Origin of the sequence: Actinosynnema sp. NPDC059335, from assembly GCF_042752395.1 — a bacterium.
In the GTDB taxonomy this organism is placed as follows: domain Bacteria; phylum Actinomycetota; class Actinomycetes; order Mycobacteriales; family Pseudonocardiaceae; genus Actinosynnema.
On record NZ_JBHYXZ010000085.1, the window covers coordinates 20,023 to 36,447 of the forward strand.

At 74.4% G+C, this 16,425-nt stretch carries 14 protein-coding genes; 3 read left to right on the forward strand and 11 right to left on the reverse strand.

Annotation, left to right across the window (positions count from 1 at the left end):
• A partial coding sequence (locus ACFXGA_RS24715; protein WP_378091519.1) for a hypothetical protein occupies window positions 1-348 on the forward strand: 348 nt, incomplete at its 5' end.
• Between the two features lie 120 nt (window positions 349-468).
• Here the strand turns inward: ACFXGA_RS24715 and ACFXGA_RS24720 are convergent.
• The 3 genes from ACFXGA_RS24720 to ACFXGA_RS24730 form a co-directional block, all read right to left on the reverse strand.
• Window positions 469-1,500, reverse strand: a complete 1,032-nt coding sequence (locus ACFXGA_RS24720) for a zinc-binding dehydrogenase (RefSeq protein WP_378091521.1) — start codon at window positions 1,498-1,500, stop codon at window positions 469-471.
• Window positions 1,497-2,357, reverse strand: coding sequence for a fumarylacetoacetate hydrolase family protein (locus ACFXGA_RS24725; RefSeq protein WP_378091523.1), 861 nt, complete (start codon window positions 2,355-2,357; stop codon window positions 1,497-1,499). The genes ACFXGA_RS24720 and ACFXGA_RS24725 overlap by 4 nt, the downstream gene beginning before the upstream one ends.
• Before the next feature lie 91 nt (window positions 2,358-2,448).
• Window positions 2,449-3,219, reverse strand: coding sequence for an IclR family transcriptional regulator (locus ACFXGA_RS24730; protein ID WP_378091525.1), 771 nt, complete (start codon window positions 3,217-3,219; stop codon window positions 2,449-2,451).
• A gap of 101 nt (window positions 3,220-3,320) precedes the next feature.
• Here ACFXGA_RS24730 and ACFXGA_RS24735 point away from each other — a divergent pair, with 101 nt between their 5' ends.
• Complete coding sequence (locus ACFXGA_RS24735) at window positions 3,321-5,030, forward strand: IlvD/Edd family dehydratase (RefSeq protein WP_378091527.1); 1,710 nt, start codon at window positions 3,321-3,323, stop codon at window positions 5,028-5,030.
• 346 nt (window positions 5,031-5,376) lie between these two features.
• Here the strand turns inward: ACFXGA_RS24735 and ACFXGA_RS24740 are convergent, their stop codons facing one another.
• Window positions 5,377-6,882: an RICIN domain-containing protein gene (locus tag ACFXGA_RS24740; protein WP_378091529.1), complete on the reverse strand. Its 1,506-nt coding sequence runs from the start codon at window positions 6,880-6,882 to the stop codon at window positions 5,377-5,379.
• Between the two features lie 54 nt (window positions 6,883-6,936).
• Window positions 6,937-7,305, reverse strand: a complete 369-nt coding sequence (locus ACFXGA_RS24745) for an RICIN domain-containing protein (protein WP_378091531.1) — start codon at window positions 7,303-7,305, stop codon at window positions 6,937-6,939.
• A gap of 614 nt (window positions 7,306-7,919) precedes the next feature.
• Between ACFXGA_RS24745 and ACFXGA_RS24750 the strand changes: the two genes are divergently transcribed.
• Complete coding sequence (locus ACFXGA_RS24750) at window positions 7,920-11,513, forward strand: glycosyl hydrolase 53 family protein (RefSeq protein ID WP_378091533.1); 3,594 nt, start codon at window positions 7,920-7,922, stop codon at window positions 11,511-11,513.
• Between the two features lie 3 nt (window positions 11,514-11,516).
• On the opposite strand, the gene ACFXGA_RS24755 is transcribed toward ACFXGA_RS24750, so the two are convergent.
• The 6 genes from ACFXGA_RS24755 to ACFXGA_RS24780 form a co-directional block, all read right to left on the reverse strand.
• Window positions 11,517-12,470, reverse strand: coding sequence for a cyclase family protein (locus tag ACFXGA_RS24755; RefSeq protein WP_378091535.1), 954 nt, complete (start codon window positions 12,468-12,470; stop codon window positions 11,517-11,519).
• Between the two features lie 56 nt (window positions 12,471-12,526).
• Entirely contained in the window at window positions 12,527-14,140 is a 1,614-nt protein-coding gene (locus tag ACFXGA_RS24760; protein ID WP_378091537.1) for an FAD-dependent monooxygenase, read from the reverse strand.
• A complete protein-coding gene (locus ACFXGA_RS24765) occupies window positions 14,133-14,462 on the reverse strand; it encodes a TcmI family type II polyketide cyclase (RefSeq protein WP_378091539.1) in 330 nt (109 codons plus the stop codon). Before ACFXGA_RS24765 ends, ACFXGA_RS24760 begins: the two co-directional genes overlap by 8 nt.
• On the reverse strand, window positions 14,447-14,905 hold the full coding sequence (locus tag ACFXGA_RS24770) for an SRPBCC family protein (RefSeq protein ID WP_378091541.1): 459 nt from the start codon (window positions 14,903-14,905) through the stop codon (window positions 14,447-14,449). The genes ACFXGA_RS24765 and ACFXGA_RS24770 overlap by 16 nt, the downstream gene beginning before the upstream one ends.
• Before the next feature lies 1 nt (window position 14,906).
• A complete protein-coding gene (locus ACFXGA_RS24775; protein ID WP_378091543.1) occupies window positions 14,907-15,149 on the reverse strand; it encodes an acyl carrier protein in 243 nt (80 codons plus the stop codon).
• 1 nt (window position 15,150) lies between these two features.
• Window positions 15,151-16,425, reverse strand: a 1,275-nt coding sequence (locus ACFXGA_RS24780; RefSeq protein ID WP_378091545.1) for a beta-ketoacyl synthase N-terminal-like domain-containing protein, incomplete at its 5' end; no start/stop codon positions are given.

The window sequence follows — 16,425 nt, forward strand, 5'->3', positions numbered from 1 at the left end:
GCGCGGGGGGCGCCCCCGCCCCCCCCCCCCCACCCCGCCGGCGCGTACGCGGTGCTGTGGCCCGACGGGCGCAGCGCGATCGGGTGGCTGGGCCCGTCGTTCTTCACGAAGTTCCTCTACTTCGCCGGTGGCGGCAGCCGGGAGCACCCGTGCCTGATCCTGGACCGGGTCGTGGCCACCGCCCTGCGCGACCACTGCGGCTGGGCCTCCCTCGACCCCGCCAGGTCCTGGCCGGCGCGGACCTACCAGCGCTATTGCGACCTGCTGGCCCGGTGGGCGCGGGAGCACCGCTGCGCGCCGGACGAGCTGGAACTCGCGCTGTTCGCCGGCCCACCGGCCGCCGGGTGAGGCAGGCAGCCGGTCAGCGCGAGGCCCGGCCGGCGCGAGTCCGACCGGATCTGACCAGCGAAGGTCCGGCCGGCGCGGGTCCGGCGGTGCGAGTCAGGCCGGCGCGCGTGCGGGGTCCGGTCAGGGCAGGGTCGGGTCGACGTGGATCTTCGGGCCCGGTCCGGCACCCTCGACGGGGTGCCCGGCCAGCACGTCGGCGACCCGGTCCAGGCCCACGGTCGCGGCGACGAGTGGGCGCGGGTCGACGGTTCCGGTGGCGTAGGCGGTGATCGTGTCGGCCAGGCCCGGTGAGGCGGACAGGACGCCGACGGCGGTGACGTCCTTCAGCGCCAACGCCCTGGTGTCGATCCGGCTCGGGTTGCCCGCCAGTCCGATGTAGACGACCCGGCCCGAAGGCTCCACCCGGTCGAGCGCCAGCGCCGGGAGGTGGGCGGCGTTCGAGGCGTCCACCACGGCGTCGAACGGCAGGTCCGGCAGGGTGTCCTCGGTCCACGTGCGGTCGAAGCCCAGCGCCCGGGCGAAGGCGGGCGACTCGTCGGCCCGGCCCATCAGGTGCACCTCGACGCCCTCGGCGCGCAGGAACATCGCGGTGAGCAGCCCGATCGTCCCCGGTCCCAGTACCAGCGCCCGGTCGCCGGGGCCGACGTCGGCGGCCCGGGCGGCGCGCAGCGCGTTGCCGCCCGGCTCGACCAGCGCGCCGAGCGCCGCGTCGACCCGGTCCGGCAGCACGTGCAACGACCACGCGGGCACGGCGATCCGCTCGGCCAGCGCGCCGGGCCGCCCGTCGCGGATGCCGACTTCCTGCCGCCGCTCGCAGACGTGCTGCCGCCCGCGCCGGCACCGGCGGCACGTCCGGTCGCCCAGCATGGTGTCGCCCATGACCCGGCGGCCGAGCCAGGCCGGGTCCACGCCCTCGCCGACGGCGCGGACGGTGCCCGACCACTCGTGGCCCAGCCGCATCGGGTACGAGCTGTGCCCCTCGTGCAGGTAGGCCATCTCGCCGGTGAAGAACTCGACGTCCGTGCCGCACACGCCGACCCGCTCGACGTCCACGACCACCTCCCCCGCGACGGCGTCCGGCACGGGCACCTCGCGCACCTCCCCCTCCCGGGGCCCGGTGAGCACGAAGGCGCGCATGGTGGCGCGGCTCATCGCGGGGCGAGCACGTGCTGGCGCTGGCTGCCCAGCCCCCGGATGCCCAACTCCACCACGTCGCCGGGCCGCAGCCAGACCTGCGGGTCGAGGCCCATGCCGACGCCGGGCGGGGTGCCGGTGTTGATGAGGTCGCCCGGCTCCAGCACCATGAACTGGCTCAGGTGGTGCACGATGAAGTACGGGTCGAAGACCATCGTGGCGGTGCTGCCGGTCTGCCGGCGCTCCCCGTTGACGTCGAGCCACAGGTCCAGCGCGAGGACGTCCTCGATCTCGTCCGGCGTGACGAGCCACGGGCCGGCCGGGTTGAACGTCTCGGCGGACTTGCCCTTGGTCCACTGCCCGCCGCGCTCCAGCTGGAACGAGCGCTCGCTGACGTCGTTGACGACCAGGTAGCCGGCGATCGCGTCGCGCGCCTCCTCGACCGAGTCCAGGTAGGAGGTGCGCCGGCCGACCACGATCCCGAGTTCGACCTCCCAGTCGGTCTTGGTCGAGCCGCGCGGGATGCGGATGTCGTCGTCGGGGCCGACGAGCGTGTTCGGCGACTTGGTGAACAGGATCGGCTCGTCGGGCACGGCCTGGCCGGTCTCGGCGGCGTGGTCGCGGTAGTTCAGGCCGATGCACAGGATCTGGTGCGGGCGGGCGATGGGCGCGCCGACGCGCTCGCCCGCGAACCGGGACACCCGGCCCGCCTCGGCGCGGTCGGCGACGACGGGGCGGACGCGGTCGAGGCCGCCGCTGCCGAAGAACTCCTCGTCGAAGTCGCGGACGACGTCGGACAGGTCGACGTAGGTCTCGTCGTCCAGGCGGGCGACGGGCTTCTCGGCGCCGGGCGCGCCGATGCGCATGAGGTACAAGGGTTTTTCTCCGGGCTCGGTGGAACGGGCGATCAGGGGGCGACGGGGCGCGGTAACGACGGGCCGGGCAGCCGGGTCCGCGCGGCGGCGGTCACCGCGCCCCGCCCAGGTCGCCGAGCAGGTCGCGGATCCCGTCCACGGCGTCGACCAGGGCGCGCAACGGCGTGCGGTAGGCCAGCGCGCTGACGCTCAGCGCGCCGGAGGGCGTCGTGGGCGAGGTCGCGTACACGGGCAGCGCGATGCAGTTCACGCCCGGCTCGTTCTCCTGGTCGTCGGTGGCGTAGCCGCGCTCGCGCGCCTCGACCAGGTCGCGGTGCAGGGCGTCGACTGTGCCGCGGGTGTTCGGGGTCCGGCGTTCGAGGTCGGTCGGGCCGATCCACGCCGCGACGTCGTCCCGGGTCCGCAGGCGGTGGGCGAGCAGCAGTTTGCCGACGGCGGTCGCGTGCGCCGGGTTGCGCCCGCCGACGGTCGAGGTCAGCCGGACCGGGCCCGCGGGCGGGTCGACCTTCTCGCGGTAGACGACCTCGCGGCCGTCGAGGACCGCGTAGTGCGTCGTCTCCCCGAACCGGTGCGCCAGCGACTCCAGCACCGGGCGCACGCGCACGTGGTCCGGGCGCGCCTCGTGGTGCGCGAAGGCCATCCGGAGGAATTCGTCGCCGAGCAGGTAGCGCCCGCGCGCGTCCTGGTCGGCCAGGCCCGCGCGGCGCAGCGAGCCCAGCGCCCGGTGCACGGTCGGCTTGGGGCTGCCGATCACCCTCGTCAGCTCCTCCAGCCCGACGCCGCCGGGGTGGCGGGCCAGCTCCTTGAGGACGGCGAGCACGCGGTCGGACCCGACGAGCCTGCTCGCGTCGAGCCGAGCCACGTCCCCGGTCGCGGGTGCTGTCGCTTTCGCCGACGGGTGGTTATCGTTCATCGCGTTCCACAAGTTAGACCATCGTGTCGATAGGTGGAAGGCGGTCGCAGGTGACGTTACGGAGCGCCCAGTGGTACGCGGGGGACGGTCGCAACGCCTACATCCACCGCGCGTGGATGCGGCGCGGGGTGCCCGGTGACGCGTTCGACCGCCCGCAGATCGCCATCGCCAACACCGCCTCGGACCTGACGCCGTGCAACGCGCACCTGACGGAGGTGGCCGCGTCGGTGCGCGACGGCATCCACGAGGCCGGCGGCATCCCGCTGGAGCTGCCCGTGGTGTCGCTGGGCGAGACGCAGGTCCGCCCCACCGCGATGCTGTGGCGGAACATGGCCGCGATGGCCACCGAGGAGATGCTGCGGGCCAACCCGATCGACGGCGTGGTGCTGCTCGGCGGGTGCGACAAGACCATCCCGTCGCTGCTCATGGCCGCCGCCTCGGTGGACCTGCCCGCCGTGGTCGTGCCGGGCGGACCGATGCTGACCGGCACGTTCCGCGGCGTGCCGCTGGGGTGCGGCACCGACGTGTGGCGGCTGTCGGAGGAGGTGCGCGCGGGCTCGCTGTCGAACGAGCAGTTCATCCGGTCCGAGTCGGCGATGATCCGCAGCCGGGGCCACTGCAACACCATGGGCACCGCGTCCACCATGGCGCTGGTGGCCGAGGCCCTGGGCGTCGTCGTCCCCGGCGTCGCGGGCACGCCCGCCCCGGACAGCCGCCTGCTGGAGGCCGCGCACCGCACCGGCCGGCTCGCCGTGGAGCTGGTCACCGCCGACCGGCGACCCGGCACGTTCCTCACCAGGGCGTCGTTCCACAACGCCATCGTCGCCCTGGCCGCGATCGGCGGCTCGACGAACGCGGTGGTCCACCTGCTTGCCATCGCCGGACGCCTGGGCGTCGACCTGACCCTGGACGACTTCGACCGGATCGGCTCGGACGTGCCGGTGCTCGTGGACCTCCAGCCCGCCGGCCGGTTCCTCATGGAGGACTTCCACCGCGCGGGCGGTCTGCTCGCCGTGCTGCGCGAGGTGCGCGACCTGCTCGACCCCGACGCGCTCACCGTGACGGGCAGGCCGCTGGTCGAGTACCTGGACGACGCGCCGATCTGGGACCCGGAGGTCATCCGCACCCGCGCGACGCCGCTGGTGGAGCACGGGGGCATCGCGGTGCTGCGCGGAAACCTCGCGCCGCGCGGAGCCCTGGTGAAGCCCGCCGCCGCGTCGCCGCACCTGCTCAAGCACCGCGGCCGGGCCGTGGTGTTCGACTCCATCGAGGACTTCCACGCCCGGGTGGACGACCCGGACCTGGACGTGGACGCCGACTCGGTGCTGGTGCTGCGCGGCTGCGGGCCCAAGGGTTACCCCGGCATGCCGGAGGTGTCGAACATGCCGCTGCCGAAGAAGCTGCTGGAGCAGGGCGTGCGCGACATGGTCCGGGTCTGCGACGGCCGCATGTCCGGCACCGCCTACGGCACCGTCGTGCTGCACGTCGCGCCCGAGGCCGCCGCCGGGGGGCCGCTCGCGCTCGTCCGCACCGGCGACGTGATCACCCTGGACGTCGAGGCCCGGCGCATCGACGTCGAGCTGTCGGACGAGGAACTGGCCGCCCGCACGCCCGACGAGGCCACCGTCGCCGGGTTCGCCAACCCCCGTCGCGGTTGGGAACGCCTCTACGTCGACCACGTGCTCCAGGCGGACACCGGGGCGGATCTGGACTTCCTGCTCGGTTCCAGCGGGTCGCGGGTCAGCCGGGAATCGCACTGACCGGGACGACCGCGGACCGGCCGGGATCGCGCCGAGCGTGACGAGCCGACCGGGCCGGGATCGCGGCGAGCGGAACGAGCCGACCCGAGCGGGCCGCGATCGCGCCGAGCGGGACGAGCCGACCCGGCCGGGCAGGGACCGCGCCGAGCGTGACGAGCCGAGCGGTGCGCGGCGCAAGGCTTTCCGGTCGTGCGCGCCGGGGTTCGGGACCCGGCCGAGGGCACGCCGGCCGTCGGGACGCGAGGACTCCCGCGCCCAGCGGCCCGGCGTCGAAGGGACGACGCCGGGCCGTGGCCGCGCCGGTTCACGGACGTGCGCGTGAACCGACGACCCGCGGAGGAGGTCGTCACACGGTCGTGCGCGACCACTGCTGGTTGGCGCCGGTGTTGCAGGTGTACTGCTTGAGGATCGCGCCGTCCGCGGTCGACGCGGCGGGCACGTCCACGCACTTGCCGCTGTGCCGGGCCCGGAGCTGGAAGTAGGCGCCGTTGGCCACCATCTGGAACTGCTGGTTCGTGCCGCTGCCGCACGTGTACTGGATGAGTTCCGCGCCGTCGGCGGTGGACGCGCCGACCACGTCGAGGCACTTCCCGCTGTGGCGGCTGACGATGCGCCAGTAGCCGCTGCCGGCGTCCTCGAACTGCCACTGCTGCCAGGCGTTGCCGCCGTAGGTGTACTGGCCGATGCGCGCGCCGTTGTCGGTGTTCGGCTGCTGGACGTCCATCGACTTGCCGCTGTGGCGCACGTCGAGCCGGTAGTACGTGCCCACCGGCGGGTTCGTGGAGCCGTCGCCCCAGGCGTAGCGGACCCGGTCGGCCCCGGAGGCGTTGCGCAGGGTCAGGTCGAGGTTGGTGCCGCTGCCGCTCAACGCGTACAGCGAGTAGTGGTCGTAGCCGAGGTTGCCGGTCAGCTTGCCGCCGAGCGCGGGCCAGTACGTGCCGCCCATCCTGTTGTCCCGCATGACCTGCGCCACGGCGCGGAGGTAGCGCACGAAGTTGTCCGTGCTGTTGGCGTCGCCGTAGTTCAGGCCGGTGGACTGGGGCGCGCCGAACTCCGTCACGACCGCGCGAGACGCGCAGTTGCCCAAGCGCGTCTGCATGTGGCTGCGGAACGCGTCGTAGGTCATCGGGCTGTAGAAGAAGGCGTAGTAGTGGAACGACAGCAGCGTGGCGTTGAAGCGGCTGTCGTTGCAGATGTCGCGCAGGTCCTGGCTGAAGCCGGTGCCGCCGATGAGCACCCGGCCGGGCACGGCCGACGTGTGGTAGGCCAACCAGTTCGCCGCGACGGTCCGCCACTCCGCCGACGAGTAGCCGTGCGGCTCGTTCATCGGCTCGAAGTAGACGTTGGCGTTGGACCCGTAGGTGTTGGTCACGCTGGACCACATCGTGTTCCACGCGGCCAGGTTGGTGATCCGGCCGCCGGAGGCCGCGCCGTCCTCCCAGTACGCGAGGATGACCTTGAACCCGCGCTCGGTGGCGGCGTCGATGGCCCCTCGGTAGGAGTTCCACCAGGTCGTGTTGGCGACGGTGTGGGTGTTGATCGGCAACCGGACGGTGTTGACGCCCATGGTGGAGGCCATGTCGTCGTACAGGGCGTTGGCCTTCGCCCGCACGGTCGCGTAGCTGTCGGACTGGTTGAGGCCCTGCACGACGAGCGTGCCGGTGGTGAAGTTGTCGCCCAGCATGGCCCAGTTCATGCCGCGGAACTGGCTGGTGGCGGCGGTGGCCGTCGGCGTGAGGGCGACCAGGCTCGCCGTCACCGTCAGCGCGGTCGCCACCAGGGCGGTCAGCGAACGCCGGGTTCTCCTCGGCGCTCGTGCCGGGTGGCCGTCGGACGTCGTGGTCGGTGTCATCGGTTGTCCAATCAGGCGTGGTCCCGCCGGGTGCGGGGATTCGGGTGTCGTGGATCAGGTCCGGGTGCGGCTCCGCTGCCGGTTCGCGCCGGTGCCGCGGGTGTACTGCTGGATGTCGGCACCGTCGCCGGCGCCGGAGTTCACGACGTCGAGGCACTTGCCGCTGTTCTGGTTGACCACGCGGGAGTAGCCGCCGCCGGCGTCCTCGACCGGGCGTCGCCCTTGAACGTGGTGTGGACGTGCCCGGAGGCGGCTCGGGCGGGCGGGGCGACGACCACCGCGGCGCAGGCGGCCGTGGGCACCGCGAGGCCGAGTCGGGCCGACCGGTTGTCCGGGCTTCGGCGTTCGGGTCACGGGTGGTCTCCCGGTTCGGCGGGATCGGGCACGCGGTCGGCGGCTCGGGGCCGGGGCAGGCGTGAGCACCCCGGACGCGGACGGACGCGGTCGAACGCGGACGGGAGCGGACCGGTTGTGCCGTCCGGTGTGGACGGAGAGGGGAAAGCGCTTAACCGGCGACGCGACGGGTGGGGCGTGCGCGGCGGGCGGGTGAAGAGTTCATCGTTGATCTCCTCGGAGGTGTCGACGACTGCGCTCGGTCGACCGGCCCTGGCCGGCGGTTCCGCGGTGCCCGGCGTGCCGGTCGTCGCGACCTCCGGCGGCGGCCCGTCGGGATCGCCCGGCTCGGCGTCGCCGTCGACCGTCGTCCACGGCGTTGCGGGCGGGTGGAGAACCCGGATGTTTGCGTTAACATCCGGAGCGGTCATAGTGTGCGAGGAAGCGCTCGACGGTGTCAATACGACTGGCGACTTCCGGTCACCGGGCCGCGACGAGCCGTTTCGCCGGCCCCGGATCCGCGGCGCACGGCTCCGGCCACCCCCTCCCACCCCACCTCACCAGGGACATCAGGCGACGACAGGCCGACTGTGCACGTTCCCACACAGTCACCATTGGTGGAGCCAGTCTGACCCCTGGTACTGCGCCGACTTGTTGTGTACGTTCACAGCACCCTGGAGCCGGATCACCCCACGGAGCACGCCATGCGAGTCGCCTCCCTGCACGGACCGCGAGCGGTGTCGGTGGTCGGGCTGGTGCTCGCCGGCGCCCTGGCGACGCCGCCCGCCCAGGCCGCGGACGGCCCGGTCGAGGCGGGCATCGTGGTCCGCAAGGTCGAGAACCTGCCCGAGGACTTCGTCAACGGGGTCGACGTGTCGTCCGTGATCGCCCTGGAGCGCTCGGGGGTGGTGTTCCGCGACGCCGCCGGGCAGCCGGCCGACCTGTTCGCGGTCCTCGCCGGAGCCGGGATCACCGACGTCCGCGTCCGCGTGTGGAACGACCCGTACGACGCCGCCGGCAACGGGTACGGGGGCGGGACCGTCGACGTCGCGCGGGCCGTGGAGATCGGGGCGCGGGCGACCCGTGCCGGGCTGCGGGTGCTGGTGGACTTCCACTACTCCGACTTCTGGGCCGACCCGGCGAAGCAGCAGGCGCCGAAGGCGTGGGCCGGGCTCTCCGTCGCGGAGAAGGCCGACGCGGTCGGCCGGTTCACCACCGACGCGCTGCACCGCTTCAAGGCGGCGGGCGTCGACGTGCGCATGGTGCAGGTCGGCAACGAGACCAACAACGCCGTGGCCGGTGTGACCGGGTGGGAGGGCATGGCCTCGCTCTTCTCGGCCGGTTCGGCGGCGGTTCGGGCGGTGCTGCCCGACGCGCTGGTCGCCCTCCACTTCACCAATCCCGAGTCGAGCGGCCGCTACGCCGGGTACGCGCGGGAACTCGCGGCACGCGGCGTGGACTACGACGTCTTCGCGTCCAGCTACTACCCGTACTGGCACGGGACCCCCGCGAACCTGACGTCCGTGCTCAAGCACGTCGCCGACACCTACGGCAAGCGGGTCGTGGTCGCGGAGACGTCGTGGGCGCACACGCTGGCCGACGGCGACGGGCACGGCAACGTCATCGACCTGCCCTCGGAGGCCACGCAGTACCCGGTGAGCGTGCAGGGCCAGGCCACGGCGGTGCGCGACGTGGTCCAGGCCGTCGTGGACGTCGGCGCGGCGGGCATCGGCGTCTACTACTGGGAGCCGGCGTGGTTGCCGGTCGGGCCGCCGTCCGCGCTGGAGGCGAACAGGCTGCTCTGGGAACGGGACGGCTCCGGGTGGGCGTCGAGCCACGCGGGCGGGTACGACCCGCACGACGCGGGCCTCCACTTCGGCGGCTCGGCCTGGGAGAACCAGGCCCTGTTCGCCGCCGACGGCACACCGCTGGAATCGCTGAACGTGTTCGCGTACGCCCGCACCGGGTCCGTGGCGCCGCGCGAGGTGACCGGCGTGGGGACGGTGGCGCTGACCGTGCCGGAGGGCGAGCCGGTCGTCCTGCCGCCGGCGGTCACCGTCACCTACAACGACGGTTCCGCGGAGGAGCAGCCCGTCACGTGGTCGGGCGCGCAGGAGTGGATTTCCGGCCCGGGCTCCTACCGGGTGAGCGGGGTGACGGCGTCCGGGCGCGCGACCGAGGCGGCCGTCGTCGTCGCGCAGCGGAACTTCCTGCGCAACCCCGGTTTCGAGGCGCCGGACACCGGCATGTGGGAACGCGCCGGAACGGGCGTCACGGTCCGCGCGACCGACGACCCGCACGGCGGGGAGCGGTCCGCGCACTTCCACTCCCCCGACCCCTACGCCTTCACGCTCTCGCAACGCGTCGACGGCCTGGCCGCGGGCGACTACGTGGCCCGCGCCGCGCTCCAGGGCGACGGCGAGGCCACGCCCGACGACGTCCGGATCACGCTGGCGACCCCGGCCGGCGCCGGCACGGCCTCGTTCGCGCTGACCGGTTGGCGCAACTGGTCGACGCCAACGACCGGCGCGGTGACCGTCCCCGAGGGCGGTTCGGCCACCGTGACGATCACGGCCGACCTGCCGGGCGGCGCGTGGGGCACGCTGGACGACGTCGAGCTGGTCCGCCACCTGCCGCCGGGCGCGGACACGGGCGCGCTGCGGGCTTTGGTGGACCGCGCCGGGCGGATCGACCGCGCCGCGTTCGCCGACCTCGCCCCGCTGGACCGCGCCGTCGAGGTGGGCCGGGTGGTCCTGGGCGCGCTCTCCCCCGCCGCCGACCGGGTGGCCGGGGCCGTGCGGCGGCTCGACGACGCCTTCGGCGGGCTGGAACCCGTCGGTGAGGCCCCCGCGCCGAGGGTCGAGCCGGTGGCGGTCGCCGTCGTGGACGGCGAGCCGGTCCGACTGCCCCCGCACGTCACCGTGACGGCCTACGACGGCGTCGTCACCGAGCAGCCGGTGACGTGGTCCGACGCCGTGCGGTGGATCGCGGGGCCGGGCGCGTACGCGATCCGCGGCGCCACCGACGCCGGCCTCGCGGTGACCGCGCGCGTCACGGTGACCGGGCGGAACTGGTTGCGCAACGGCGGGTTCGAGGACGCCGACACGTCGATGTGGACGGTCGACGGGCCGGGCGCGCGCATCGTGGGCACCGACGACGCGGCCGGCGGTTCGCGCGCGCTGGCGTTCTGGCTCGACTCCGCCTACTCGTTCACCCTCACGCAGCGGTTGTCCGGCCTCCCGGCGGGCGAGTACGTGCTGTCCGCCGTGACGCAGGGCGCCGGGGCGAGCCCTTCCGACGCGTTGACGCTGTCGGCCCGTTCCACCGCCGGGTCGGCCGGCGTCCCGCTGGAGCTGGCGGGCTGGAAGGCGTTCCGCACCGCCACCACCGCGCCGGTGGCCGTCGGCGCGGACGGCGAGCTGACCGTGTCGGCGTCGTTCGCGCTCGGCGCGGGCGCGTGGGGCTCGATCGACGAGCTGCGCCTGGTCCGCGCCGGCGCGGCCGACGTGGACACCGGCGGGCTCGCGGCGGCCGTCGCCGAGGCCGAGGGGATCGACCGCGGCGGCTACACGCCCGGGTCGGCGGCGACGCTGGTCGCCGCGATCGAGCGGGCGCACGTGGTGCTCGACGCCGACCGCCCGACCCGGGACGCGGTGGACGGCGCACGCCGCGCGCTCGCCGACGCGGTGGCGGACCTGGTCGTCCGCGACAGCGCCCGGCAGGCGCCCGGGCAGGGCGTGCTCTCGCACGACAACGGCTGGGACACCGGCCTGCACGACGGCGCGTACGCGGTGCGGATGAACCTGTGGTGGGGCGAGAACGCCACGTCGTTGCGGCTCTACGAGAACGGCGTGCTCATCGCCCGCGTGCCGCTGGCACCGGACGGCCTCAACGCCCAGTCCGCGAGCGTCCCGGTGACGGGCAAGCCCAACGGCGCCTACGTGTACACCGGCGAGCTGGTCAACTCCCGGGGCCGGACCGCCGTGCGGCCGGTGACGGTCACGGTGACCCGGGCAGCCCCGGCGACGCCCTCGATCAGCCACGACAACGCCGACCGGGACGGCGACTACCGGGTCGTCGCGAACCTGTGGTGGGGCACCAACGCGACGTCGTACCGGTTCTTCGAGAACGGCGTGCTCGTCGCGGAGGGACCGCTGCCGGCCGCCACGCCGAACGCGCAGCGGGCCGAGCTGGCCGTCACCGGCAAGCCCGGGGGCTCCTACCTCTACCGCGCCGAGTTCGTGAACGCGGCGGGCACGAGCACCAGCGGCGACGTCCGGGTGGAGGTCCGGCGGTAGCGGTCAGAAGGTGGCGATCGGGTTGACCGGGCTGCCGGACGTGCCGGCGAACCGGACCGGCGCGACCGCGAGCTGGAAGTCCCACTGGCCCAGCCCGGCGGCCGTCGCCGCGCACGCCTCCAGGTCGCAGTTGTCCAGCAGCCACAGGCCCATCGCCACCAGGCCGACGGCGTGCACCGGCATCAGCACGTCGTCGTAGCCCGACGGCTGCACGTCCTGCGGGGTGTCCGCGCCGATCAGCGCGACCTGCCGGGCGTGCAGCCACGGCAGGCAGGACGCGTGCCAGCCGGCCTGCGTGAACCCGCCCGACGCGCCGGACTCGTACCGGGCTCGGCCGTGGCCGGTGCGCAGCAGCACGGCGTCGCCCGGCCGCACCCGCACGCCCTGGCGGCGCTCGGCCTCCTCCAGGTCTTCGGGGAACACGCCCTGCCCCGGCTCCAGCCACGGCACGTCGCGGATCCGCGCGACGTCCAGCAGGACACCGCGCGTGACGATGCCGTTCGCCGCCGCCGTGACCGCGCCCCACGCCGATCCGGTCGCGGGGTCGACGAGCGAGTGCGACCGCCCGTTGTACATCCTGCCGTCCCAGTGGACGTGGCACGGCGAGTCGACGTGGGTGACGGTGTTGCCGTGGAACGCGATGCCGAGCCGCTCGGACGAGAAGCCCCAGCGCCGGTCGCGGTGGAACGCCGCCGGCAGGTGCTCGCCGCCCGGCATGTCCGCCGCGCGCGGGAACGTCGTCGTGGACCGCTCCATGTCGTCCGGCGCCGAGACCTCCCACGCGCACGACACGCTCCGGCCGTGCCGCACGGCCCGCGCCGCCGCCAGCCGGACGTCGTCGGTGACGTGGTTCAGCGTGCCCAGCTCGTCGTCGTCGCCCCAGCGCCCCCAGTTGGACAACGCGTCGAAGTACCCGAGCACGTCGTCCTGCGTGGGCGTCGGTCGCCCTGCCGTCATGCCCGCCCCCGGCTCCTCGTGCCACCGGACCGGCGGCCGGCCGGTCCGGTGGCAGGCTACGGCACGGACTCGTGGCGCTGCGGCCCTCCGCGTTCACGGATGCACTTCGCGTTCGGGCTGAACAGCACGCGGTTGATCGCCGCGACGAGGGTGTCGGAGTCGTCGGCTCCCGGCGTGCGCCAGGCGATGAAGCCGTCCGGGCGGATCAGCACGGCCCCGGCGTCGGTCACGCCGAACCGGTCGAGGTGACGGGTCCGGTGGTGTTCGACGCCGACGCCGGTCCGCTCCGCCGCGAGCGTCGCGGTCCGCGCCCAGCCGGTGTCGGCGACGCCGGTGAGCAGGACGAAGTCCCGGCCCATCAGGTCGACGGGCGAAACCGGCTGCCCGTCGTGCTCCACCGGCACGTGGGGTGCTCGGGTGCCCGGTGCGCCCGACGGCCGCTCCGGGTCCTCCACCGGGTCCGGCGTGGCGCCGTCCGGGACGATCGCCCCGTCGGGGTAGGTGTAGCCGTACATCGCCATCCGCTGCCGCCGGGCGCTCTCGCGCGGGTCGCCGGCGTTGCCGTTGACCAGGCCGTACCGCTTGACCGTCAACCCGGTCGTGTGGCGGGCGACGGGCAGGCGCTCGGTCTCGTAGCTGGCGACCAGCCCGGGTCCCGCCTGGCCGCGGTGGCGCAGGGCGAGCTTCCACGCGAGGTTGAACGCGTCCTGGACGCCGGTCGCCACGCCGAACGTGCCGACCGGCGGCATGGTGTGGGCGGCGTCGCCGGCGACCAGCACCCGACCGGCGCACATCCGGTCGGCGACCCGGCCGGCGATCTCCCACGGCACGTCGGACACGTGGTCGAGGGTGATCGGGAGGTCGTCCACGCCGACGGCGGCCCGGACCAGCCCGACGCACCGCTCCTCGGTCATGGCGGTGTCGTCGTCGGGACCGAGGGAGAGGGCGAACCGCCAGCGCTTCACCCCGTCGACCGGCGTGAGGAAGCCCTGGACGGCCGGGTTGCGCACGGTCAGCGCGACGATCCTGCGCCCGCGCAGGGGCTCGCGCAGGTCGGCGTCGAAGTAGACGTTCAGCTTGCGCGCCAGCGTCCCGGGACCGCCGTGGCCGATCCCGAGCAGGCGGCGGACCGGGCTGTGCGCGCCGTCCGCCGCGACGAGGTGGTCGGCCACGACCTCCTCCTCGCACCCGGTGCGGTGGCAGCGCAGCACCGCGACGACGCCGTCCGGCCGGTCCCGCACGGCCACGACCTCGGTGCCGTACCGCACGTCCACGCCGGCCGCGACGGCCCGGTCCCGCAGCAGCGGTTCGAGCTGGTCCTGGTCGATGGCCGCCCACTCGCACGGGCTGTGCGGGTCGGGGCCCGTGCCGAGGCGGTCCGGCAGCCGCAGGAGTTCCGCGCCGGCCAGGGTCTCGACGTGCGCGACGACGCCGTGGTCGGCGATCGGCGACCGCACCGCGCGGATGGCGTCCTCCAGGCCCACGGCGCGGTACAGCTCCATCGTGCGCGGGTTGAGCGCGCGGGCCCTCGGTTCGGCCAACGGCTCGCCGCGCCGCTCCACCAGCACGGTCGGCACGCCGTACCAGGCCAGGAACACCGCGGCGGACAGCCCGGTCACACCACCGCCCGCGACGAGCACCGGAACGCGGGTCGCGCGCGCGTCAGCCACGGCGCTCCCACCGGTAGAACTCGTGCGCGAGGGCGTCCTTCGGCTCGCGCCAAACCACCGGGTCGTACGGGGTGATGAAGGGGCGCAAGTCCTCGCTGATCCGGGTGAAGCGGTGGTCGTGGCGGTGCTCGGCCAGCGCGTCGTCCAGCGGCCGGTCGCCCTCGACCAAGTGCAGGTACAGGTCGCCGAACCGGAACAGGCTCCGCGCCCGCACGCCGATCGCCTCGGGGAGACCGGTGTGGCGGTCGGCGTCGGCGAACACCGCCGCGACCTCCGGGGCGGCTTCGGGGACCATCCGGGCCACGATCACGGTGCGGTGCACGCCAACTCCTCGACCTTGTGCTTGATCAGGGACATCTGGACCCGGCTGTTCTCGTTGATGCGCCTGGTCATCGCGGCGTCGTCCAGCGGCGCGTCCGGTTTCATGACGAAGTCCTGCACCCACCGCATCCGCACCCCGCCGTCGGCCGGCTCGTAGGTCCACCTGATGTCCATCCGCTCGAACGGGCCGGTGGTGAGCCGGCGGGCGGTGACCGTCCTGGTCGCGGGGTCCATCACGCGCTCGGACACCCAGGTCCACTGGTTGCCCCGCTCGTCCGGGTGCATCGTGAGGCGGAACACGACGCGGTGGCCGTCGCGCTCCAGCACCTGCGCCGAGGCGTACTCGCTGAACAGCTCCGGCCAGCTCTCGACGTCGTTGGTGCGCTCCCACACCAGGTCCATCGGCGCGGCGATGACGATCTCGTTCTCGGTGTGCCCGGCCACCTCACGCCCTCCCCGACAGCAGCGACAGCAGCTCGCGCGGCGACCGGTCCGGTCGCAGGTCCACGTCGGGGGGTATGCCGTGGTCGCGCCGCAGCTCGCCCAGCACCCCCATGAGGCCGAGCGAGTCGACGCCGAGGTCGTCGAAGGTGAGCCGCGGGTCGGTGACCTGCCCGGCGGTCACCACGACGCCGGTGCACCGGCTGATCAGGGCCGCCAGGTCGACCGGGGAAAGGTTCGCTTCCACTTCAGTTGCCTCCCGTGAGCGATGTCGGGTGTCGGAGCACCAGCGCCGAGTTGCCGCCGTGCCGGCCGCGGGACAGGACGAGGGCCGTGCGGAGGTCGGCCTCGCGGGCCGTTCCGGTGACGAGGTCGAGGTCGAACCGGCAGTCGCGGACGCCCGGCGTCGGTGGCACGACGCCGTGTTCCACGGCCAGCACGGCGGTGGCGACGTCGAGCACCGCCGCGCCGGAGTAGCAGCGCCCGTACCCGGCCTTGGGCGCGGTGACCGGCACCCGGTCGGCCCGGTCGCCGAGCAGCAGGCGCAGGGCCAGCGCCTCGGCGGCGTCCGCCCGCGGATCCGCCACCGCGTCGAGGAAGACCACGTCCACGTCGCCCGCGGTGAGCCCGGCCTCGGCCAACGCGTCCTCGGCGGCCCGCAGCAGCCCTTCGGCCGAGCTGTCGGGGCACCCCGTGCCGGTGTAGGTCGCGCCGCACCCGGCGACGACGGCCCGCGCGGCGGCGCCCCGGTCGGACGCGGCGCGCTCGGCCTCCACGACGAGCATCGCGCCGCCCTCGGCCGGCGCGAAACCGGCGGCGTGCGCGGTGAACGGCAGGTACGCGGTGGCCGGGTCGTCGACCGTGCTGAGCACGTCGAGCCCGAGCTGGCAGCACATCGAGTAGGGGCAGAAGGGCGCTTCCGCGCCGCCGACGAGCATCGCCGCGGCCCCTCGCCGCAGCTCCCCGGCCGCCACCGCGAACGCGTCCAGGCCGCCCGACTCGTCGGCCACGACCACGCTCGACGGGCCGCGCAGGCCGTTGCCGATGGAGACCTGGCCGGCGGCGGCCGCGTAGAACCACGCGATCGACTGGTACGGCCCCACGTGGTCGGGTCCGCCTCGCCACAGCCGCTCGATCTCCCGCTGGCCGAACTCCACCCCGCCCGCGTAGCCCGCCGTCACCACGCCGAACCCGAACGGCGGCACGGCGGCCGGGTCGAGCCCGGCGTCGCGCAGCGCCAGGTCCGCCGCCGCCAGCGCGAAGTGGGTGAACCGGTCGGTCTGCACGGCGACGCGCGGATCGACCCGGCCCTCGGCCTCGAAACCGACCACCTCGCCGACCACGGTCACCGGATACGGGTTGGGCTCGTACCGGCGCACCGCGCCCAGCGACACCCGCCCGGCGCGCACCGCGGGCCAGAACGACTCGACGCCGACACCGCTGGGTGCGATCACGCCCAGGCCGGTCACCACGGCGGTCATCGCCGGTCCGGACGGGTCAGCACGACCGCGGACTGGAACCCG

Bases quoted from the DNA above. Each gene is read 5' to 3' on its own strand.
- ACFXGA_RS24720 (WP_378091521.1), bottom strand. From the start codon at position 1,500: ATGAGCCGCGCCACCATGCGCGCCTTCGTGCTCACCGGGCCCCGGGAG.
- ACFXGA_RS24740 (WP_378091529.1), bottom strand. From the start codon at position 6,882: ATGACACCGACCACGACGTCCGACGGCCACCCGGCACGAGCGCCGAGG.
- ACFXGA_RS24750 (WP_378091533.1), top strand. From the start codon at position 7,920: ATGCGAGTCGCCTCCCTGCACGGACCGCGAGCGGTGTCGGTGGTCGGG.
- ACFXGA_RS24755 (WP_378091535.1), bottom strand. From the start codon at position 12,470: ATGACGGCAGGGCGACCGACGCCCACGCAGGACGACGTGCTCGGGTAC.